Raw genomic sequence first — 20,136 nt, forward strand, 5'->3', positions numbered from 1 at the left:
TCTCCGCGCAAAGGTCCAAATAAGCGAACGGGCCGCGCTTGCGACGCGGCCCGTGATGATGTCCGGCCCAGTCGGGCGAAATTGCGGACGGCTTACGCTGCCAGCGCCTTCCCGAGGTTCTCGGCGACCTTGTCGAGGAAGCCGGTGGTCGAGAGCCAGCGCTGGTCGGCGCCGACCAGGAGCGCGAGGTCCTTGGTCATGTAGCCTTCCTCGACAGTGTCGACGCAGACCTTCTCCAGGGTGTTGGCGAACTTGGCGAGCTCGGCATTGTTGTCGAGCTTGGCGCGGTGCGACAGGCCGCGGGTCCAGGCGAAGATCGACGCGATCGAGTTGGTCGAGGTCTCCTTGCCCTTCTGGTGCTCGCGATAGTGGCGGGTCACAGTGCCGTGGGCGGCTTCGGCTTCCACCGTCTTGCCGTCGGGAGTGAGGAGGACCGAGGTCATCAGGCCGAGCGAGCCGTAGCCCTGCGCCACCGTGTCGGACTGCACGTCGCCGTCGTAGTTCTTACAGGCCCAGACATAGCCGCCGGACCATTTCAGCGCGGAGGCGACCATGTCGTCGATCAGGCGGTGCTCGTAGGTCAAGCCCTTGGCGTCGAACTCCTTCTTGAACTCGCGCTCGTAGATGTCCTGGAAGATGTCCTTGAAGCGGCCGTCATAGACCTTCATGATCGTGTTCTTGGTCGAGAGATAGACCGGGTAGTTGCGCAGCAGGCCGTAATTCAACGATGCGCGGGCGAAGTCGATGATGGAGTCGTCGAGATTGTACATCTGCATCGCGACGCCGGCGCCCGGGGTCTTGAACACTTCCTTCTCGATGACGGTGCCGTCCTCGCCGACGAACTTCATCGTCAGCGTACCCTTGCCCGGGAACTTGATGTCGGTGGCGCGATACTGGTCGCCATAGGCGTGGCGGCCGATGATGATCGGCTTGGTCCAGCCGGGAACCAGGCGCGGCACGTTCTTGCAGATGATCGGCTCGCGGAAGATCACGCCGCCGAGGATGTTGCGGATGGTGCCGTTCGGCGACTTCCACATCTGCTTGAGGTTGAACTCCTTCACCCGGGCTTCGTCCGGGGTGATGGTGGCGCACTTGACGCCGACGCCGACCTTCTTGATCGCCTCGGCGGCGTCGATCGTGACCTGATCGTTGGTGTGGTCGCGGTACTCCATTCCCAGGTCGAAATATTGCAGCTCGACATCCAGGAACGGGTTGATCAGCTTGTCCTTGATGTACTGCCAGATGATCCGGGTCATCTCGTCGCCATCGAGTTCGACGACGGGGTTGGACACCTTGATTTTTGCCATGATCGGGGAAGCCTCTTGGGAACGGCGCTTGTGGCGCGCCACGGGAATATCCGCCGCCTCTTAGCACCGGGACGCGGCCGGCGAAAGCCAAGGGATTATGCACTTTTAGCTCATCCAGCCTCCGCAGATGGGGGGCGGGAGCAGCCCTGCCGCGGGGACCGGGCTGAGGTATCAGGCGAGATTCAAAAGTCGAATCCAACCCGTTATTTCCCTTGAGAATTTTGTCAGGACAGGCAAACGACAGGCGAACGGGCAGCCGGCCCAAGACCGAAGTCAAGACCAGGTCAGGACCGGCCTTGAATCAGTTCATGAAGAGCGCCTGTCCAAGACCTTGAGAACCAGTGTGAAAGCGAAGCGAGATGTCCGGGACTGACAAGAGCAAGGCGGGCCTTTCCCTCGACGGTCCCATCGTGATCCTGGTCGAGCCGCAGCTGGGCGAAAACATCGGCATGGCCGCGCGCGCCATGGGCAATTTCGCGCTGAGCCGATTGCGCATCGTCAACCCTCGCGACGGCTGGCCCAACATCGCCGCCCAGCGCGCCGCCGCCGGGGCCGACTATATTCTGGACAAGGTCGAATTGTTTGACACGGTCGGTGAGGCCGTCGCCGACCTCGACCTGCTGTTCGCCACCACCGCGCGTCCCCACGACCAGGCCAAGCCGGTGGTGGGACCGGAAGCCGCAGCTAGCGAGATTTCCGGGCACGCCGCCGCCGGCGGCAAGGCCGGTATCCTGTTCGGCCGGGAGCGCTGGGGCCTGACCAATGAGGAGGTCGGGCTCGCCAACCGCATCATTACCTTCCCGGTCAATCCGGGCTTTGCCTCGCTCAACCTCGCCCAAGCGGTGCTGCTGGTCGGCTACGAATGGTTCAAGCGGGCGACCTCCGGCGAGCTGCCGCACGCCATGCCGGAGCGCTCCGAGCGCGCCTCGCAGCACCAGATGCAGGCCTTCTTCGACAATTTGATCCGCGAGCTCGACCGGGTGGAATTTTTGCGCCCGGCCGAGAAGCGCGACACCATGCTGGTGAACCTGCGCAACATCTTCACCCGGATGGAGCCGACCAAACAGGACATGCACACCCTCCATGGGGTGGTGATGGCGATCGCGGAAGGGCGCAAGGGCCCGGCCAAAGGCGGCGTGCTCGACGGCGAGCAGGCAACGCGGCTGCGTGCGCTTCTGGCCGAGCACGGTCAGGGCGGCGGCGTCCCCGACAGCGGCTCCACCGTGCGCGGCCTCGCCCGTCTGCTCCGCCGCAACCCAACCGATGCCGAGCGGCTGCTGTGGCAGGCCCTTACACGCGACCGCCGCTTCGCAGGCCAGTTCAAGCGCCAGACTCCTGTGGGGCGGCATATCCCGGACTTCGTCTCGTTCCCGCACCGGATCGCGATCGAACTGGTGAACACGGGCGAGAACGAGACGATCGTCGCGGATCGCGCGTCGCGGCGGGCGTGGCTCGAGGCGCGCGATTATCGCGTGATCGAGATGCGGGCTGCGGACGTGGAGCGGGATCTCGAGGCGGAGCTGGTACGGTTGCAGGGGATGATCGAGGAGAGCGTGTAGATTACGTCGGGAAGCAGAGCGAATGGTCTCTGTCGCTCACCTCGGCCGATCAGGGCCGGTTCAGCGCTGGAAGACCACCTTGCCGCCGACCAGGGTCAGGTCCACCTTGATGTCCTTGATCTGCTCCTCCGGCACGGCCGCGTAGTCAGCAGAGAGCACCACGATGTCCGCCAGCTTTCCGGGCTCAATGGTCCCTTTGCGCGCTTCATCGAACGTATAACGCGAAGCCGCGCTGCTGTAGAGCCGGAGGGCCTGCTCGCGCGTGATGGTTTCTGCCGAGCCGTAGACGTTTCCGTTGGGGTCCTTCCTGGTGACCATGATGTACATGTTGAGGAAGGGGTTGATCGGGTTGACCGGAAAATCCGTCCCGGCGCCGAGGCTGTTGAGCCCCATTTTTTCGATCAACGTCCTAGTCGGCACGGCGCGGTCGGCGGTTGCTTTCCCGAGAAATCGTTCGACGGTCGCTGCCTTATCCCACATGAAAACGTTCTGGAAATCTATGCGGACTCCCAGTCTTTGCGCACGCTCCATCTGTTCTGGCCGGATCAGGCTGGCGTGGATGAGGACGAAGCGACGGTCGCGGATCGATTTTTCTTTATCCGCTGCCTCGAAGGCATCGAGCACCTGGTCAATACCCAGATCGCCCACCACGTGGACACCGACACGCCAGTCATAACGGTTGCAGACGGAGATGAGTTGCTTCAGCCGCTCGGGAGTCTGCTGCGTGATGCCGTGATAGTTGTCGTGTGAATCGGGATACACGTCACGCATGAGCGCTGTCTTCAGCGTCATGCCGCCGTCGTAAAAGATCTTGATGCCCGCGAACTTGAGCCAATCGTCGCCGAAGCCTGATGAGGCCCCATTGCCTGACATGATCGCTTCCCATGCCGTCACATCGGCTGGGGGCTCCGGTCGAAACATCACGCCGGTGCGCAAAGTGGCTTTCCCGGCTGCGACAAGCTTCTGCAGCGTGCGGACATCGCGCGGCTCTGTTGCGCCTTCGATCACACTGGTGATGCCGAAGCTGTTCAGCACACCTTCGGCGATGGTGAATTGCCGCATTTCGTCGTCTTCTGTCCAGGGTGGTACGGCCTTCTCGACCCGATCGATCGCCGTCTCCACGAGCACGCCGGTCAATTCACCGGCTGCGTCGCGTTCAAACTTTCCACCACTCGGATCCGAGGTGGTCTTGTCGACACCGACCACTTGTAGAGCCATGGTGTTCGCCATCGAGAAATGCCCGACGGTGCGAAGATAGACCGGGTTGTTCGGAGCAACGCTATCGATCTCCTGCCTCGTGAGATAGCGCTTCTCGGCCAATTGCGAGGGCGGGTGCCACGCGCCACCTACAATCCACTCACCCGGCTTCTTCTTGGTGACGAACGATTTGATGGCCTCGAGCGCGTCCGCAACGGTCTTGGCTCGGCCCAGGGTTACGACATAGTCGCCCAGACCAGCGGCCTTGAAGTGAGCGTGTGTATCGATCAATCCGGGGATGACGGTCTTGCCAGACACATCGAGCACGCGGGTCCGGGCGCCTGCAAGCGCCTTGATCGAAGCACTGGTTCCGGTCGCGATGATCTTTCCATCCGCGACGGCGACTGCCTCCGTGACGGTCGATCGGTCGTCTAAGGTCAGAACCTTGCCATTAACGAGGACCAGGTCAGGCGCATTAAGCTCCGGCTGCTGTGCCTCGGCATTTGCGACGCCAGCGATGAACATGCCCGTAGCAAGGATTGCAAATGCCTTTAACTTGCGGACCATCGCGTACCCTCTTGGATCTTTTTTGCTTGGCGACAACTGCAAGAGTATCTTTGATTAAACGTGGGTTCAACGCTTCTCGAGGCTTGGCAGCGTCGCACGGTGGCCAAAGTGGAGTGCTCCCGTGGTTAGCTGGAAAGCTGGCCCTCCTGGTACCGGGCACCCATGTCCCCTCTACGAAGGACGTCCGAGCTGCACTTCGCGCTGGACCGCAATCCATGTCGCTCGCGCCACCGCCAGCAATGTCCCGGCTTCATCGTGAAGCGCAGCTTCGGCCGCGCGTTTGCGGCCGTCGCGGCCGATGGGCCAGGCCGTGATGATGCAGCGTTCTCCCGGGCGCGGGCGGGCTTCGATCCGTGCTGACATTCGCCCCAGCAGCAGCGGTGCCTCGTCGAAGCCGCCGCTCTGTGGATCGCAATTGCAGGCAAAGCCGGTGGGGCAGTCGAGCGCCGACCAGAGGAATTCCGGCGCGACGAGGCCGTCGTCGGCGGCGAGATTCTGATCCGGCGTCCAGCTCGCCGCGAGAACGGCGTTGTGACCACGGAGCGAGCCGGCAAAAATGCGCAAGCCGTCGCCTTTCGCCCTTGCCGGACCGCAGACGAAACATGTCGGCAATGGATGCTCGTGCGGCTTCACCGGGGTCAGCAGTTCGGCGGCGCAGGCTTCCTCGAAGCTGGCTGTCTCCAGCCGCTTGAGCTCGACGCTTGCCGGCTGCCCGGTCGCGACGATCTTGTCGCCGTCGCGAAGCTCCCATGTGCCGTCGTCGGTTGCGGCCGCATCGAGCGGTGTGTCCAGCGGCGGCGGTGCGCGCAGCGTTATCTCCGCGGCGCCGGGAATGTGGCGGGCGAGCCGGCCGCAGACATAGCCGCCGTTGCCGGAGTTCGGAGGACCGCAAAAGCGTTTGTCGATGATGATCTGTGTCATCCGGTTTGTTCTCTCTTCCCGGTGTACTTTACCTGACCTTGAGGACAATTCGCCCCTGAACCGTTCGGTTGGCCACGGCACGCATGGCGTCGCTGGCATCCTCCAAAGGGAGGACGCGATCGATGTGCGGGCGGATTTTTCCGCCGGCCAGCAGTTGCATCAGCGTGGCGTTCATACGGGCGGCTTCAGCTGAGAATTTCTCCGCCCAGGCGCCGACGAAGACGCCGAGGATGGAATAGTTCTTCAGCAGCGGGAGGTTCATCGGGAGCTGTGGAATTTCGCCGCTGGTGAAGCCGATCGGCATCAGCCGTCCGCCCCACTTCATCGACCGGGCCATCTGCTCGAATATCGCGCCGCCGACATTGTCGAAGCCGATATCGATCCCTTCGCCACCGGTGATCGCCTTGATCCGGTCGCGCAGATTCTCCGTGCGATAGTTGATGACCTCGCTGGCACCGTAGGCGCGCACCAGGTTCGCCTTGTCATCGGAGCCGATACCGGCGACGACGCGCAGGCCCAGGTGGCGGCCAAGGTCGACCGCGGCAAGGCCAACTCCGCCGGCCGCACCGGTGACGAACAGCGTTTCGTCGCGCTGCGCCCGGGCCCGCTCGACCAGCGCATAATAGGCCGTGCCGTAATTGTGCAGCACCGTCGCCGCGGCTTCGAATGCGACGCCATCCGGCAGTCGCACGGTTTTCGATTCCTTCGCTATCATCCGTTCGGCGTAGCCGCCGGTCCAGGCGCTGCACGCCACGCGGTCACCAGGCGCGAATCCCGTGACCTTGTCGCCGACCGCGACGACGACACCGGATGCTTCCGTGCCGGGCACGAAGGGCGTCGGCGGCCGCATCTGATAGAGACCCGAGACCACCAACTGGTCCATGAAACTGACGGAGGCCGCATGGACGTCGATCAGGATCTCGTCGCGGGCCGGCTTCGGCTCGTCGATATCGCCGAGGCGCAAATCGGCGGGGCCAGTGAATGAGCTGCATAGAATTGCTCTCATCGTGTCGCTCCAACGGATTGTCTGCATTCGGCAGGTTTGCGTAACGGCGTCGCATATCCCGCGACAAGCTTGACGAAATCTGCCTGTCGCGCTGCACCGGTCTTTTCAAACAGGCGCCGGACATGCGTCTTGATCGTCGTATTGGCGACGCCGAGTGCCGCCGCCACTTCGGGAACGCCGCCGAGTTCGACGATCGCGAGCATCACACGCAACTCGGTCGGCGTCAGTTTGAATGCCTTGCCGATCACTTCGGAACGAGACGGTAGCATCAGCGCCGCCCTGCGGACGAACAGCGCTGCGACGGCGCTGTAGGCGACACCCCCACGTCGGCGTGCGCCGGAAGTCAACGGCAGAGCATGGGCGACGTGGCGCTTCCCATCCCGCCCGATCATCGGCACCGCGATCCCGTCGGCGCCGAGGAACGCGTTTTCCTGCCCGGCGGCTGCGAAAAAATGCTGCAGGGTCCGGTTGACCGTCGGATCGCAAGCCGCGAGGTGCCCGCGGATCTCAAACAGGATGTCGCGCGCTTCGATCATGTCCTGCCCGGCAGTATTGGCGTGAATGAGACGCGCCTCCGCGTCAACGAGATAAAGACCGACGTCAAGCCCATCCAGCGTATCGGCAAACGTGGCGGCCTCCGCCGACATCCGGGGAATAGCTGATATTGTATTCATCGCGACGCTCCAGCGGGCCGAGGCGGCTGGCGATCTTCCGTCCGACGACCGAAAAGACGCGGCAGCAGCATGGGAACGCGCCGGCGATAATCCTGGTAGGTCGCGCCGAACTCGGCGATCAGGTCGCGCTCCTCGAACTGAAGCGCGGCCAGGATGTAGGCGGTGTTTGCGAGCGCAAACAGGAGGTGGCCAACAGTCATCTCGGGCGTGGCCCAGAACGCGAGCAGAAAGCCGAGCATGATGGGATGGCGCACGATCTTGTAGAGCAGCGGCGTCCTGAACGATTGACCTGGTATCGCGCTCTGGCGGAACGCGACGAAGGCCTGGCGGAGGCCGAACAGATCGAAATGATCGATCATGTGGGTCGAGGCGAACGCGATGAGCCAGCCAAGCCAATGCACGCCGATCAGCAACCAGGCCGCTATTCCGCTCGCTTGCCAGACCGGCGTCGGGATCGGACGCCACTGCCAGAACAGCAGCAACAAGATCAGGCTGGAGAGCAGCACATAGGTGCTGCGCTGGCAGGCGAGGGGAAGGAATTTGGCCGACCATCGCTTAAAGGCCGGGCGCGCCATGACGCTGTGCTGGATCGCAAACAGGCTCATCAGCAGCAGGTTGACGACGATGGCGAAGCTCAGGTCCGTGGGGTTGCCGACATCGATCGACCTATCGATCGACATGTCGATCGACTTGGGCACGACATAATTGCCGACGAAACCGAGCGCATAGAGAAATGAGACCGTGAAGATGACGTAGCTCACGATGGCGTAGAGCAGGATCAGGAGGCGCGAGATCATGTTTTTTCCTATTGTGCCTGATGCAGCCGTGCCGCATTCAGGAGCCTGAATTGCTCGCCCGCGAGCAGGCTCGATCTGCCCCGACTGCTATTGCCGGACCGTCCCCTGTGCGTCCCCGGGGGCGCCGCAAGGGGAGGGAGGACTTTCATGACGGCTTTCTCGCTGGGGACATTCGGGTTCCCTGAGGTCCACGCCGACGGCTGCCCGATCAAGTTGGCCTTGCGCAAGGGCCTCGCGCTGCTGGTCTATCTCGCCGAGGCCAAGGGCGCTGTGGCCCGCGAAATCGTGGCGACGCTGCTGTGGCCTGAAACTGACCGCGAGACCGGCCTTGCGCGGTTGCGGCGGCTGCTTCACCGAATCGAGCTGACGCTCGGTCAGCAGGTGTTCGAGACCGACCGCACCAGTCTGCGATGGTCTCCGGCAGTCGCGCTGCAGGTCGATGCACATTTTTTCGAGAGCGCCTGCGATCGCGGTGACTTTGACGAAGCCTGCCAGACTTATCGGGGAGATTTCCTCGCAGGCTTCTCGCCGGAGGGCTGTCCGGAATTCGACGACTGGGCGTTCTTCCGCCGCGAGGCGCTGCGGGGACGGCTGATGCACGCGCTGGAGCGTCTGGTGCAGGACAAGACCGCTGCCGGCGACTACTTTTCCGCGGCCACGCATGCGACCCGTCTGGCCGAGCTCGATCCTTTGAGCGAGGTCTATGGCCGGCATCTGATCCGCAGCCTGCTGCTGGCGGGCGACCGCAGCGCGGCAGAGCGGCACCATGCGGCACTGACGCGGCGGCTGCGTGACGAGCTTGGTGTTACGCCGGAAGCCGAGACCGCGGCGTTGATGAGTCCTGTGGCGGCACACTCCGTACCAGCGACGCGCTACGTCAAGGGCGCCGGTGTGCATCTGGCGTATCAGACCTATGGCAGCGGTCCGCTCGACATCCTGGTCATGCCCGGCTTCGTATCGCATGTGGAACGCGCCTGGGAGCATCCGGCGAGCCGAACCTTTCTGGCCTCACTGACGAAGCTGGGGCGTCTGATCGTGTTCGATCGTCGCGGGATCGGGTTGTCCGACCGGGTTGGGTCGGCGCCTGATATCGACGTCACCGCGGAGGATATCGGCACCGTGCTGCGCGCCGCGGATGCGCGCCGCGTCGTGCTGTTCGGCGCATCCGAGTGCGGGCCGGCCTGCATCAAATTCGCCGTCGACGAGCCGCGTCTCGTGGCCGGACTCATCCTGTTCGGTGCATTGGCCAAGGGCTGCTGGTCGCAGGATTATCCGCACGCGTTGCGCGCCAGCCAGTACGACGCCTGGAGCAAGCACCTCATCGCACAATGGGGAGGTCCGGTGGGGATTGAGACCTTCGCACCCAGCCTTGCCGGCGATCCCCAGGCCCGCGCATGGTGGGCGGGGCTATTGCGCGCGGCCTCCAGTCCCGGCGGCATCTCGGCCGTGCTCGAGGCGTTTCGCGACGCCGACGTGCGGCAGCTTTTGCCGCAAATTGCCATGCCGACATTGGTGTTGCATCGTCGGGACGACAAGGCCGTACGGATCGCGGCCGGCCGCGATGTGGCGAGCCGGATCAAAGGTGCGCAATTCGTCGAGCTCGACGGCAACGATCACTGGTTCTTCGCGGGCGATCAGCAGCCGGTGCTCGATGCGATCAGGGGATTTACGGAAGCATTGCCGAGGCGATGAGGCGAGGCACGTAAATCCGTAGCCCCGGTCATTGGCACGTTTCGTGCCTGCCAAAGTGGCACAAAAAAGCGTCGCGTCTATCCGCTGCCTCGAGGAAATGAGCCGGCGCGACATAGTCTTAGCCAAGGAGACCCTGACATGAAACGCGAAGACCTCACCGAGAAGCTGCTCGACATCAAGCGCGAGAAGGGCTGGAGCTGGAAATATATCTGCGAGAAGATCGGCGGCTATTCCGAGGTGCTGATAACAGGCGCGATCCTCGGCCAGATGAAACTGACGAAGCCGCAGGCGGCCAACGCCGGCGAACTGTTCGGCCTGTCGAAGGCGGAGACTGCCATGCTGAACGAGGTGCCGATGCGCGGCACCGGCACGCCGATGCCGCCGACCGACCCGCTGATCTACCGCTTCTACGAGATGGTGATGGTCAACGGCCCGGCCTGGAAGGCGCTGATCGAGGAGGAGTTCGGCGACGGCATCATGTCGGCGATCGACTTCGACATGGCGATCGAGCGCGTGGCGAATCCGAAGGGCGACCGCGTCAAGTTCACGATGAGCGGCAAATTCCTGCCGTACAAATATTACGGCGCCAGCGGCAACGTGCCGGAATATGGGTTCAAGGAGGGATAGCTGGTTGGCATTCCGGGGGCGCGTCGCAGACGTGGCCCCGGAATGATGCTTCGCCTTATTTCCCGGCCTTCACCTCGGCCGCCGCCACCGCGATCAGCTCGTTCATCTTGGCGCGAATCGCCTGTTCGGTGACGGCCACGTTCTTGGCGGCGAAATCGGCCATGACCTTGCGCAGGACGTCGGCGTCACCGGCTTCCTCGAAATCGGCCGCGACCACCTCCTTGGCATAGACCGTGGCGGCATCACCCGTGATGCCGAGCTTTTCGGCCGCCCACAGCCCGAGCAGCCGGTTGCGGCGGGCTTCCGCCTTGAATTTCTGCTCCTCGTCGAGGGCAAACTTCTTCTCGAAACCTTCCTCGCGCTTGTCCAACGTGCTCATGCCTTTTCCAATTCCCTGCTGACTGGACCCGGCTGGCCCTCGTTGCGAGAGCCCCGGTGCATGCCTAGATAGGGGGCAGGAATCGGCAAAACAACGAGCCGTTAAGCCGCAGGCAAGGCGGTATAAGTTTGATGCCGGACGGCCGGATCGATTGTGCTGGGACAGCCAATCGGATAGGTTGCCTCAGGCTGGGTTCCCGTTCTGTTTTCTAGGGGTTCCGGGCCGTTCACGGCAGCTCCGCTGTGGGTCGTAGTCTCGTCAACCGGAGCACACCAAATACATGGATTTCAACAAAACACGGTACATCCCCATGAGCCGTCGGCGTCGCATTTATGAAGGCAAGGCAAAGGTTCTTTACGAAGGCCCGGAGCCCGGTACCCTGATCCAGCACTTCAAGGATGACGCCACCGCGTTCAATGCGAAAAAGCATCAGGTGATCGAGGGCAAGGGTGTCCTCAACAACCGGATCTCGGAGTACCTGTTTCAGCACCTCAACGACATCGGGGTGCCGACCCATTTCATCCGCCGCCTCAATATGCGCGAGCAATTGATCCGCGAAGTCGAGATCGTGCCGCTGGAAGTGGTGGTGCGGAACGTTGCCGCCGGCTCGCTGTCGCAGCGCCTCGGCATCGAGGAGGGCACGCAGCTGCCCCGCTCGATCATCGAGTTCTACTACAAGAACGACCAGCTCAACGATCCCATGGTGTCGGAAGAGCACATCACCGCTTTCGGGTGGGCGACACCGCAGGAGATCGACGACATCATGGCACTTGCCATCCGTGTCAACGACTTCCTCACCGGTCTCTTCCTCGGCATCGGCATCCGCCTCGTCGACTTCAAGATGGAGTGCGGCCGGCTGTTCGAGAACGAGATGATGCGGATCATCGTCGCCGACGAGATCTCGCCGGATAGCTGCCGCCTGTGGGACATCAAGTCGAACGAGAAGCTCGACAAGGACCGTTTCCGCAGGGATCTCGGTGGGCTGCTCGAGGCCTATACTGAAGTCGCCAAGCGTCTTGGCATCCTCATGGAGAACGAGCGTCCGGCGGGCTCAGGCCCGGTGCTGGTGAAGAGCTAAGAGGGATCTGACGTGAAGGCACGTGTTACCGTGACGTTGAAAACGGGCATCCTCGATCCGCAGGGCAAGGCGATCGAGGGTGCGTTGAAGTCGCTCGGCGTCGACGGCGTCGCCAGCGTCCGGCAGGGCAAGGTGTTCGACATCGAGCTCGCGGGCACGGACAAGGCGAAGGCGGAGGCGGCGTTGAAGGATGCCGCCGACAAGCTGCTGGCGAATACCGTGATCGAGAACTACCGGGTCGAGCTGATCGGGTGAACGGGATGGCTCACAGCCATCCGACCCGACGAAAACGCCAATACAGCGCGCCGCACGCCGTCAGCATCACGCCGAGCAGCGTGTAATAGCCGTACTCCCAGTCCAGCTCCGGCATGTGCTTGAAGTTCATGCCGTAGATGCCGGCAAGCGCGGTCGGGATCGCGATGATCGCGAGCCAGGAGGCAAGTTTCTTGGAGACCGCCGTCTCCTGGGCCTGGCCGACCAGCAGGCTCGCTTCGAAGGCGAAGGCCAGCACCTCGCGCATGGAATCGATCCGCTCCTGGATGTTGCGGACGTGGTCGGTGACGTCGCGGAACAGCGGCTGCATCGTCGCGCGCACCATCGCAAGCTCGTCGTGCTCCAGACGGCGGCAGACCTCCACCAGCGGCCCGATCGCGGTCCTGAGCCGCAAGAGGTCGCGGCGCAGCATATAGAGCCGCTCGATCTGCGCCTTGCTGATCGCCTTGGAGAGCACGTCATCCTCGATGCTCTCGACCTCTTCGTGAATGCTCTCGAGCACGGGCGAGTAGTTGTCGACGATGAAATCGAGGATGGCGTAGAGGATGTAGTCCTCGCCGCGCGCGAGCGCTCGCGGGCAGCTTTCGCAACGTTCGCGCACCGGCGTGTAGGATGTCGACGCGCCGTGGCGCACCGAGACCAGATAGCCTTCGCCAACGAAGATGTGCGTCTCGCCGAAGGCGATCCGGCCCTCGATCAGTTGCGCGGTTCGCGCCACGATGAACAGGGCCTCGCCATATTGCTCGATCTTCGGTCTCTGATGGGCGTGGTTGGCGTCCTCGATGGCAAGCTCGTGCAGGTCGAACTGCTTCTGCACCGCGCTGAGCAGCGCCATGTCGGGCTCGTGCAGCCCGATCCAGACCACGTGGCCGGGCTTCGCCCGCCAGCTCGAGGCCTCGCTGATGGCAATATTGGCGACGCGCCGGCCGTCGACATAGGCACCGGCGGCGATCACGCCCTCGGTGGATACCGGCTCGGAGAGGGATGCGGGCAGCGAGGGGACATTCATGGCTTTAATCCCGGGCGAATCGATCGGCCGATGGCGGGCTATGGCCTGTGCACAACGCTCGCGGCCGAGGCTAGCACTGGTAAAATCCCCGTCAAATGGATATGTCTGCTCACGATTTGGCAGCCGTGCCAGCCCCATTCAATCTTCGTTCGGAACCTCTGCCATGAAAGCCGCCATCCTCGTCTTTCCCGGAATCAACCGCGAGCGCGACATGGCGCGTGCCTTGAGGCTGATCTCGGGCAGCGAGCCCGCGATGGTGTGGCATGCCGAGACGTCGCTGCCTGATGGCACCGACCTCGTGGTGGTGCCCGGCGGGTTCTCCTATGGCGATTATCTGCGCTGCGGCGCGATTGCGGCGCGGGCGCCGGTGATGGACGCGGTGCGCGACTATGCGACCAAGGGCGGCCTCGTGCTCGGCGTCTGCAACGGTTTTCAGATCCTCTGCGAGTCCGGCCTCTTGCCTGGCGTGCTGATGCGCAATGCGCGGCTGAAATTCATCTGCCACGACGTGCATCTGCGCGTGGAGCGCTCCGACACGCCATTCACGCGCGGCTACAATGCCGGGCAGGTGATCCGCGTGCCCATCGCGCATGGCGAGGGCAATTATGCGGCGGACGCGGAGACCATCAAGCGGCTCGAAGGCGAGGGTCGCGTCCTTTACCGCTATTGCTCGGCTGACGGCGCGATCGACGATATCAGCAACATCAACGGCGCCGCGCAATCCATCGCCGGCATCGTCAACGACAAGGGCAACGTGCTCGGCATGATGCCGCATCCGGAAAACCACGTCGAAGACATCATGGGCTGCACCGACGGTCGCGGCCTGTTCGCCGGCCTCACCGCGCATCTGGAAAAAGCCGCGTGATTGCGTTCGTGCTGAAGCGGCTGCCGGCCGCTGTCGCCGTCGTTGCGTTCGCGACGGCCGCGTTCGCACAGGATTTCCCCAAGCGTCCCGTCACCATGATCGTGCCGTTCGCGGCCGGCGGCACGTCCGACGTGATCGCGCGCACGGTTGCCGAGCAGATGGGCATCGCGCTCGGCCAGACCATCGTGATCGAGAATGTCGCCGGCGCCGGCGGATCGACCGCACTGGCGCGCGCCTCCCGTGCCGAGCCTGACGGCTACACCATTGCGATCGGCAATGCCGGCACCAACGCCGCGACTTACACGATCTATCCAAAGCTGCCGTTCACGCCGGACTCCTTCGTGCCGATCGCCATGGTGGCGAAGACGTTCGGCATCATCGCCGTGCGCAAGGATTTTCCGGCAAAGGACCTGAAAGAGTTCATCGCCTACGCCAAGGCCAATCCGGGCAAGATCAATCTCGGCCATGCCGGCGTCGGGTCCTCGAACTACCTGATCTGCAAGAGCTTCGTCACAGCCGCCGGGATCGACGCGACGCTGGTTGGCTATCGCGGCGCCGCCCCCGCGCTCACCGATGCGATCGGCGGCCAGATCGACGGCGTCTGCGATGCGGCAGCCTCGGTCTCGCAGTCGATCAACGAGAAGCTGGCGCGCGGGCTCGTGGTCGGCTCGACCGTGCGGCTCGCGACCCTGCCGGATCTGCCGACGTCGGCCGAAGCCGGCCTGCCCGAATTCGAGGCGCAGGGCTGGAACGGCCTGTTCGCGCCCAAGGGCACTCCGCCGGCGGTCATTGCCAAGCTGAATGCCGCCGCGCGTACGGCCGTGGAAACCGACGCGGTGAAGAAACGGTTCGCCGACCTCTCGACCGTTGTCCCCGATCCCGACGAGCACACGCCCGAGGTGCTGCAAAACCTCGTGACGCGCGACGTCGAGAAGTACCGCAAGATGCTGGCCGACGACGCCAAGTAATAGCGCGAGGCTCCTGACGGTTGGCATCATAGCCACCGAGAACGCTTACCCCGCAGCAGGAATGCGGGCGATCACCTTGATCTCGAAGTCGAACCCGGCAAGCCAATTCACTCCGACTGCCGTCCAGTTCGGATAGGGTGCCTCCCCGATCTCCGCAGCGCGGATTGCCATCACCTTCTCGATCTGCGTGGCCGGATCGGTATGGAACGTGGTGACGTCCACCACATCGTCCAGCGTGCATCCGGCCGCTGCGAGAACGGCACGCAGATTGGCAAACGCGCGTCGGACCTGGTCCTCAAATACCGGTTCGGGCGAGCCGTCCTCGCGACTTCCAACCTGCCCGGAGACGAAGAGCAGGTCGCCGGACCGGATCGCGGCCGAATAGCGGTGCGCTTCATAGAGGGCGTGGCGGCCAGCGGGGAAGATTGCGTCGCGCTTGGGCATGCCTGGATCCTTGATCGATGGAATGGCGGTCGCAGCTGTGGTGGGCAGGGCCTGCCACTGGATTTCCACGAGCTGTTCATATACGTAACGTATGTGGACTATGACTCACATACGGACCGTATGTCAATAGGGTCAGCAAATGGAGTTGGGAAGCATGGCGAAGGGCAAGCGCGCCGAGGCGATGGCGGAAAGTCGGGCCAAGCTCATCCGCGCGGCGCGCAGGGCGTTTGCCACCCAAGGCTATGCAGCCGCGTCGATGGACGAGCTGACTGCTTCCGTCGGACTGACGCGGGGCGCGCTGTATCACAACTTCGAAGACAAGAAGGGGCTGCTCTGGGCCGTCGTTGAGCAGATCGACACCGAAATGGCGGAACGGCTCCGCACGGCCCGCGAGCAAGCGCCGAGCTTGTGGCAAGGACTGCTTGCAGAGGGGACCGCCTATATCGAGATGGCGCTCGATCCTGAAATTCAGCGCGTCATGCTTCTGGATGGACCGGCCGTGCTCGGTGATCCATCCAAGTGGCCCGGCGAGAATGCCTGTCTTGAGATTACCATGCGAACCATTCGGTCGCTGATCGAACAGGGGATTGTGAAGCCCGTCGATGTCGAAGCGGCGGGACGCTTGCTGAACGGGGCTGCGCTGAGCGCAGCGCTGTGGGTCGCCGCAGCCGACGATCCGCCAGGCGTCCTGACCAAGGCCGTTGACGCCTTCCAAGCGTTGGCGAGCGGATTGTTGCGCAAGCCGCATTGAGCGCCTCGTGCCGAACGGCGGAAGCAGCGGGTCACCGCAGCTTCAACCGCTCCGTCGGCACCGTCATCGCGGCGACGCCCGCCATGACCAGCACCAGTCCCAGCGCCAGGTTCGAGGGCACGCTCTCGCCGAGCAGCAGCACGGAGAGGCCGACGCCGATCGGGATGCGCAAATAGCCTTGCGCGTTCGTCGTCAGCGTGCCGAGCCGTCCCAGGCAGATGTAGAACAGCATTAGCCCCAACGCGCTGGAGACTATGCCCATGACAATGGTGGCTGTGATCGCGGTCGGCGTCGGGTGCAGCGTCCAGGGCTGGTCGACGATCAGCGAAGGCGGCAGCAGCACGAGGCCGCCGAACAGCAGCGAGCCGGCTGCCACCACCATCGGATCGTATTCGGACAGCCGCAGGCCGAAGATCGTGGCGCAGGCGAACGAGATGGTGGCGAGCAGGATGGCGATCTCGGCCACGATCTCGCTGCCGAAGCCGCGCAGCGCATCCAGGCCCACGATGACGATTGTGCCGGCGAGGCCGAGGAGCGCGCCCAAGAGCTTCAACAGCGTTGCCGGCTCGTGACGCGTGATCAGCGAGGTGATCAGGAAGGCGAAGATCGGCGTGGTCGAGGCCAGCACCACCGTGTTCGACGCCGGCACATATTGCTGCGACCAGGTGATGATCAGGAACGGAAAGGTCGAGTTGATCAATTGCTGGGTCGCGAACAACTTCCACGCCTTGGCGTCGGTCGGGATCCTGACGCCGCGCATCCACAGGATCGCGAACAGGAAGGCGGCCGCGATCAGCGAGCGCGCCGAGATGAAGGTCACGGGCGGGATCGTATCCAGCGCGAGCTTCGCCAGCGGATAGGTTGAACTCCAGCAGCAGGCCAGCGCGAACAGCAGCGCATAGTCGCGCCAGTTGCGCGCGCCTGTGGCGGGCATGGACGGCAATTGCGAGACTGTGGCCCGCCCCGTCGGCGATGTGCTCTGCGGCACCTTGATGTTGCTCCCCGGCGCGACAGCGCTGGACCCAAGTCTGGGCGAGGGGGCGCCAAAAGGGAAGGCGGCGAGCTATGCGTTTGGCTGCGGTGCCGGCTTCCGCTTCACCCGCTTGATTGTGCCGGAGAAGGTGAAGAGAGGCCGCCCGCCCGATATCAGCTTGCCGCGCAGGAAGATCAGCGAGCCGCCGGCGCGGGAGACCTCGCCGACGCATTCGATCAGCTCGCCTTCGCGCGCCGCGTCGAGGAAGTCGCAGGCGAAATTGGTGGTCACCGCCGGCCCATCCAGTTCGTGGGTGGCGATCGCGAACAGGCAATAGTCGGCAAACGCCATGAAGCAGCCGCCATGGACGTTTCCGGAGCCGTTGAGGTGCTTTTTCTCCACCCGGAACGCCGAGCGGACGCTGCCGTCGTCCTCGATCTTGTGCCAGAACGGGCCGATATGGCTCTCAAAACTGTCACGAATCCAGGTTCGCCAGCCCTGGAATTCCCCATCGGTGGCGACGTGGAGGTCGGGGCGGCGAGGCGGGGGCGCTTTGCTCAATTCATGCAAGGAAATGGGCCTTCAATTGCGGGTCTTTTGTCCTTAAATCCGATCTGTCCGCGCTGTGCAATTCCTGTTCCCGCAGCCCCCGGCCGCAAAACGTGGGACAGCGGGAAAATGCGCCATAAAGGGCTTTTCCAAGCCGTCCGATGTTCCTAAGAACGGCCAACCGCCGTCGAAAGCCCAAATTCCATGAAGAACGAACCCAAGATCACCCCCGAGCTGATTGCCGCCCACGGGCTCAAGCCCGACGAGTATGAGCGCATTCTCAAGCTGATCGGGCGGGAGCCGACCTTCACCGAGCTCGGCATCTTCTCGGCGATGTGGAACGAGCACTGCTCGTACAAATCCTCGCGCCTCCATCTCAAGGGCTTGCCGACCAAGGCGCCCTGGGTGATCCAGGGCCCGGGCGAGAATGCCGGCGTGATCGACATCGGCGACGGCCAGGCCGTGGTCTTCAAGATGGAGAGCCACAACCACCCGAGCTACATCGAGCCTTACCAGGGCGCGACCACCGGTGTCGGTGGCATCTTGCGCGACGTTTTCACCATGGGCGCGCGGCCGATCGCCTGCCTCAACGCGCTGAGCTTTGGCGCACCGGAGCATGCCAGGACGCGGCATCTCGTCTCCGGTGTCGTCGCTGGCGTCGGCGGCTACGGCAACTCGTTCGGCGTGCCGACGGTCGGCGGCCAGGTCCGTTTCCACACCCGCTATGACGGCAACATTCTCGTCAACGCGATGGCGGTCGGCCTCGCCGATACCGACAAGATCTTCTATGCCGCCGCCTCCGGCGTGAACATGCCGATCGTCTATCTCGGCTCCAAGACCGGCCGCGACGGCATCCACGGCGCCTCGATGGCCTCGGCCGAGTTCGACGACAAGTCCGAAGAGAAGCGTCCGACCGTGCAGGTCGGCGATCCCTTTGCCGAAAAGCTGCTGTTAGAGGCTTGTCTCGAGATCATGGAGAAGGGCTGCGTCATCGCGATCCAGGACATGGGCGCGGCGGGCCTGACCTGTTCGGCGGTGGAGATGGGCGCCAAGGGCGACCTCGGCGTCGATCTCGATCTCGACGCGGTGCCGACGCGCGAGATCGGCATGAGCGCCTACGAGATGATGCTCTCGGAGAGCCAGGAGCGCATGCTCATGGTGCTCAAGCCCGAGAAGGAGAAAGAGGCCGAGGCGATCTTCAAGAAGTGGGGCCTCGATTTCGCCGTGGTCGGCTACACCACGCCGAGCAAGCGCTTCGTGGTCAAGCATGGCGGTGACGTCATGGCCGATTTGCCGATCAAGGAGCTCGGCGACGAGGCGCCGCTCTATGATCGCCCGCATGTCCCCTCCGCCGCGCTGCCGGTCGTGCATGCGCGCGAGGTGGCGGCGCCGATGGGTCTCGGTGCCGCGCTCGAAAAGCTGATCGGAACGCCCGATATGTGCAGCAAGCGCTGGGTCTGGGAGCAGTACGACCACGTGATTCTCGGCAACACCATGCAGCGTCCCGGCGGCGATGCCGCGGTTGTGCGCGTGCAGGACGGCCCGAAGGGCTTGGCACTGACCGTCGACGTGACGCCGCGCTATTGCGAGGCTGATCCGTTTGAAGGCGGCAAGCAGGCGGTGGCGGAAGCCTGGCGCAACATCACCGCGGTTGGCGGCAAGCCGCTTGCGATCACCGACAATCTCAATTTCGGCAATCCTGAGCGGCCCGAGATCATGGGCCAGTTCGTCGGCTGCCTGAAGGGCATCTCGGAAGCCTGCCGCACGCTCGACTTCCCGGTCGTGTCCGGCAACGTCTCGCTCTACAACGAGACCAACGGCCGCGCGATCTTGCCGACGCCCTCGATCGGCGGCGTCGGCCTGCTCGATGATTTCACCAAGTCGGCGTCACTCGCCTTCAAGGCCGAAGGCGAGGCGATCCTCTTGATCGGCGAGACCCATGGCTGGCTCGGCCAGTCCGTTTACCTGCGCGACATCTGCGGTCGCGAGGAGGGCGCGCCGCCGCCGGTCGACCTCGCGGCTGAGAAGCGCAACGGCGACTGCGTGCGCGGCATGATCCATGCGGGCACCGCGACCGCCGTGCACGATCTCTCCGACGGTGGCCTGCTGATCGCGCTGGCCGAGATGGCGATGGCGAGCGGCATCGGCGCCAAACTGCTCGCGGCGCCGACCTCGTTGGTGCCTCAGGCCTATTGGTTCGGCGAGGACCAGGCGCGCTATCTCGTCACCGTGCCTGAGACCGAGGCCGGCCGCGTGCTCGCCAAGATGCGCGGCTGCGAGGTGCCCTGCGTGCGGATCGGCACCACCGGCGGCGACGCGATCGCGATCGCGGGCGAGGCGCCTGTAACGATCGAGGCGCTGCGGACCTCGTTCGAGCGCTGGCTGCCGGAATATATGGGCGGCAAGGCGGCCTGAGGGGCTGAACCGGTAGCCCGGATGAGCGAAGCGACATCCGGGTCTTTGTCGTGAGGTTTCCCGGATATCGCTACGCTCATCCGGG

The 20,136-nt window shown here is 63.8% G+C and carries 20 protein-coding genes; 9 read left to right on the forward strand and 11 right to left on the reverse strand.

Annotation, left to right across the window (positions count from 1 at the left end; all coding sequences use genetic code 11):
* Positions 1–92: 92 nt before the first annotated feature.
* Positions 93–1,307: an NADP-dependent isocitrate dehydrogenase gene (locus tag ACIPUD_RS18145; protein ID WP_018456365.1), complete on the reverse strand. Its 1,215-nt coding sequence runs from the start codon at positions 1,305–1,307 to the stop codon at positions 93–95.
* Between the two features lie 359 nt (positions 1,308–1,666).
* On the opposite strand from ACIPUD_RS18145, the gene ACIPUD_RS18150 reads away from it, so the two are divergent.
* Complete coding sequence (locus tag ACIPUD_RS18150; protein WP_247491183.1) at positions 1,667–2,866, forward strand: TrmJ/YjtD family RNA methyltransferase; 1,200 nt, start codon at positions 1,667–1,669, stop codon at positions 2,864–2,866.
* Between the two features lie 60 nt (positions 2,867–2,926).
* Here the strand turns inward: ACIPUD_RS18150 and ACIPUD_RS18155 are convergent, their stop codons facing one another.
* The 5 genes from ACIPUD_RS18155 to mddA all read right to left on the reverse strand — a co-directional run bounded on the left by ACIPUD_RS18155 (position 2,927) and on the right by mddA (position 8,028).
* Positions 2,927–4,630: an amidohydrolase gene (locus ACIPUD_RS18155; protein ID WP_247297257.1), complete on the reverse strand. Its 1,704-nt coding sequence runs from the start codon at positions 4,628–4,630 to the stop codon at positions 2,927–2,929.
* 171 nt (positions 4,631–4,801) lie between these two features.
* Entirely contained in the window at positions 4,802–5,551 is a 750-nt protein-coding gene (locus tag ACIPUD_RS18160; protein ID WP_446481266.1) for a PaaI family thioesterase, read from the reverse strand.
* 28 nt (positions 5,552–5,579) lie between these two features.
* Entirely contained in the window at positions 5,580–6,557 is a 978-nt protein-coding gene (locus ACIPUD_RS18165) for an NADPH:quinone oxidoreductase family protein (RefSeq protein WP_446481267.1), read from the reverse strand.
* Positions 6,554–7,204 (reverse strand): helix-turn-helix transcriptional regulator, encoded by a 651-nt coding sequence (locus ACIPUD_RS18170; protein WP_446481268.1) that lies wholly within the window; start codon positions 7,202–7,204, stop codon positions 6,554–6,556. The genes ACIPUD_RS18165 and ACIPUD_RS18170 overlap by 4 nt, the downstream gene beginning before the upstream one ends.
* Positions 7,205–7,227: 23 nt before the next feature.
* Positions 7,228–8,028 (reverse strand): methanethiol S-methyltransferase, encoded by an 801-nt coding sequence (gene mddA, locus ACIPUD_RS18175; RefSeq protein WP_446481269.1) that lies wholly within the window; start codon positions 8,026–8,028, stop codon positions 7,228–7,230.
* A gap of 147 nt (positions 8,029–8,175) precedes the next feature.
* Between mddA and ACIPUD_RS18180 the strand changes: the two genes are divergently transcribed.
* Together ACIPUD_RS18180 and cynS are read left to right on the forward strand one after the other, a co-directional pair.
* Positions 8,176–9,720, forward strand: a complete 1,545-nt coding sequence (locus tag ACIPUD_RS18180) for an alpha/beta fold hydrolase (RefSeq protein WP_446481270.1) — start codon at positions 8,176–8,178, stop codon at positions 9,718–9,720.
* Positions 9,721–9,858: 138 nt separating this feature from the next.
* Positions 9,859–10,347, forward strand: coding sequence for a cyanase (gene cynS, locus ACIPUD_RS18185; RefSeq protein WP_018455520.1), 489 nt, complete (start codon positions 9,859–9,861; stop codon positions 10,345–10,347).
* Between the two features lie 55 nt (positions 10,348–10,402).
* On the opposite strand, the gene ACIPUD_RS18190 is transcribed toward cynS, so the two are convergent.
* On the reverse strand, positions 10,403–10,726 hold the full coding sequence (locus ACIPUD_RS18190) for a DUF1476 domain-containing protein (RefSeq protein WP_446481271.1): 324 nt from the start codon (positions 10,724–10,726) through the stop codon (positions 10,403–10,405).
* A 310-nt stretch (positions 10,727–11,036) separates the two neighbouring features.
* Here ACIPUD_RS18190 and purC point away from each other — a divergent pair, with 310 nt between their 5' ends.
* Both purC and purS read left to right on the forward strand, forming a co-directional pair.
* A complete protein-coding gene (purC, locus tag ACIPUD_RS18195; protein ID WP_008974302.1) occupies positions 11,037–11,804 on the forward strand; it encodes a phosphoribosylaminoimidazolesuccinocarboxamide synthase in 768 nt (255 codons plus the stop codon).
* A 12-nt stretch (positions 11,805–11,816) separates the two neighbouring features.
* Positions 11,817–12,059 (forward strand): phosphoribosylformylglycinamidine synthase subunit PurS, encoded by a 243-nt coding sequence (purS, locus tag ACIPUD_RS18200; protein ID WP_026232966.1) that lies wholly within the window; start codon positions 11,817–11,819, stop codon positions 12,057–12,059.
* A 10-nt stretch (positions 12,060–12,069) separates the two neighbouring features.
* Here purS and ACIPUD_RS18205 read toward each other — a convergent pair whose 3' ends face one another.
* Complete coding sequence (locus ACIPUD_RS18205) at positions 12,070–13,086, reverse strand: magnesium and cobalt transport protein CorA (RefSeq protein WP_018455523.1); 1,017 nt, start codon at positions 13,084–13,086, stop codon at positions 12,070–12,072.
* Positions 13,087–13,249: 163 nt separating this feature from the next.
* Here ACIPUD_RS18205 and purQ point away from each other — a divergent pair, with 163 nt between their 5' ends.
* Positions 13,250–13,951: a phosphoribosylformylglycinamidine synthase subunit PurQ gene (purQ, locus tag ACIPUD_RS18210; protein WP_247456844.1), complete on the forward strand. Its 702-nt coding sequence runs from the start codon at positions 13,250–13,252 to the stop codon at positions 13,949–13,951.
* A complete protein-coding gene (locus tag ACIPUD_RS18215) occupies positions 13,948–14,919 on the forward strand; it encodes a tripartite tricarboxylate transporter substrate binding protein BugD (RefSeq protein ID WP_085384293.1) in 972 nt (323 codons plus the stop codon). The genes purQ and ACIPUD_RS18215 overlap by 4 nt, the downstream gene beginning before the upstream one ends.
* 45 nt (positions 14,920–14,964) lie before the next feature.
* Here ACIPUD_RS18215 and ACIPUD_RS18220 read toward each other — a convergent pair whose 3' ends face one another.
* Entirely contained in the window at positions 14,965–15,363 is a 399-nt protein-coding gene (locus tag ACIPUD_RS18220) for a RidA family protein (protein WP_018455526.1), read from the reverse strand.
* Positions 15,364–15,517: 154 nt separating this feature from the next.
* On the opposite strand from ACIPUD_RS18220, the gene ACIPUD_RS18225 reads away from it, so the two are divergent.
* Positions 15,518–16,114: a TetR/AcrR family transcriptional regulator gene (locus tag ACIPUD_RS18225; RefSeq protein ID WP_446481272.1), complete on the forward strand. Its 597-nt coding sequence runs from the start codon at positions 15,518–15,520 to the stop codon at positions 16,112–16,114.
* A gap of 31 nt (positions 16,115–16,145) precedes the next feature.
* On the opposite strand, the gene ACIPUD_RS18230 is transcribed toward ACIPUD_RS18225, so the two are convergent.
* Together ACIPUD_RS18230 and ACIPUD_RS18235 are read right to left on the reverse strand one after the other, a co-directional pair.
* Positions 16,146–17,102, reverse strand: a complete 957-nt coding sequence (locus ACIPUD_RS18230) for a DMT family transporter (protein WP_247361877.1) — start codon at positions 17,100–17,102, stop codon at positions 16,146–16,148.
* A 75-nt stretch (positions 17,103–17,177) separates the two neighbouring features.
* Positions 17,178–17,657 (reverse strand): PaaI family thioesterase, encoded by a 480-nt coding sequence (locus tag ACIPUD_RS18235; protein WP_446481273.1) that lies wholly within the window; start codon positions 17,655–17,657, stop codon positions 17,178–17,180.
* A gap of 183 nt (positions 17,658–17,840) precedes the next feature.
* On the opposite strand from ACIPUD_RS18235, the gene purL reads away from it, so the two are divergent.
* Entirely contained in the window at positions 17,841–20,051 is a 2,211-nt protein-coding gene (gene purL, locus ACIPUD_RS18240; protein WP_446481274.1) for a phosphoribosylformylglycinamidine synthase subunit PurL, read from the forward strand.
* Positions 20,052–20,136: the final 85 nt, after the last annotated feature.

Source organism: Bradyrhizobium sp. CAR08, assembly GCF_052871955.1.

Bases quoted from the DNA above. Each gene is read 5' to 3' on its own strand.
- ACIPUD_RS18145 (WP_018456365.1), bottom strand. From the start codon at position 1,307: ATGGCAAAAATCAAGGTGTCCAACCCCGTCGTCGAACTCGATGGCGAC.
- ACIPUD_RS18150 (WP_247491183.1), top strand. From the start codon at position 1,667: ATGTCCGGGACTGACAAGAGCAAGGCGGGCCTTTCCCTCGACGGTCCC.
- ACIPUD_RS18155 (WP_247297257.1), bottom strand. From the start codon at position 4,630: ATGGTCCGCAAGTTAAAGGCATTTGCAATCCTTGCTACGGGCATGTTC.
- ACIPUD_RS18160 (WP_446481266.1), bottom strand. From the start codon at position 5,551: ATGACACAGATCATCATCGACAAACGCTTTTGCGGTCCTCCGAACTCC.
- ACIPUD_RS18165 (WP_446481267.1), bottom strand. From the start codon at position 6,557: ATGAGAGCAATTCTATGCAGCTCATTCACTGGCCCCGCCGATTTGCGC.
- ACIPUD_RS18170 (WP_446481268.1), bottom strand. From the start codon at position 7,204: ATGTCGGCGGAGGCCGCCACGTTTGCCGATACGCTGGATGGGCTTGAC.
- mddA (WP_446481269.1), bottom strand. From the start codon at position 8,028: ATGATCTCGCGCCTCCTGATCCTGCTCTACGCCATCGTGAGCTACGTC.
- ACIPUD_RS18180 (WP_446481270.1), top strand. From the start codon at position 8,176: ATGACGGCTTTCTCGCTGGGGACATTCGGGTTCCCTGAGGTCCACGCC.
- cynS (WP_018455520.1), top strand. From the start codon at position 9,859: ATGAAACGCGAAGACCTCACCGAGAAGCTGCTCGACATCAAGCGCGAG.
- ACIPUD_RS18190 (WP_446481271.1), bottom strand. From the start codon at position 10,726: ATGAGCACGTTGGACAAGCGCGAGGAAGGTTTCGAGAAGAAGTTTGCC.
- purC (WP_008974302.1), top strand. From the start codon at position 11,037: ATGAGCCGTCGGCGTCGCATTTATGAAGGCAAGGCAAAGGTTCTTTAC.
- ACIPUD_RS18205 (WP_018455523.1), bottom strand. From the start codon at position 13,086: ATGAATGTCCCCTCGCTGCCCGCATCCCTCTCCGAGCCGGTATCCACC.
- purQ (WP_247456844.1), top strand. From the start codon at position 13,250: ATGAAAGCCGCCATCCTCGTCTTTCCCGGAATCAACCGCGAGCGCGAC.
- ACIPUD_RS18220 (WP_018455526.1), bottom strand. From the start codon at position 15,363: ATGCCCAAGCGCGACGCAATCTTCCCCGCTGGCCGCCACGCCCTCTAT.
- ACIPUD_RS18225 (WP_446481272.1), top strand. From the start codon at position 15,518: ATGGCGAAGGGCAAGCGCGCCGAGGCGATGGCGGAAAGTCGGGCCAAG.
- purL (WP_446481274.1), top strand. From the start codon at position 17,841: ATGAAGAACGAACCCAAGATCACCCCCGAGCTGATTGCCGCCCACGGG.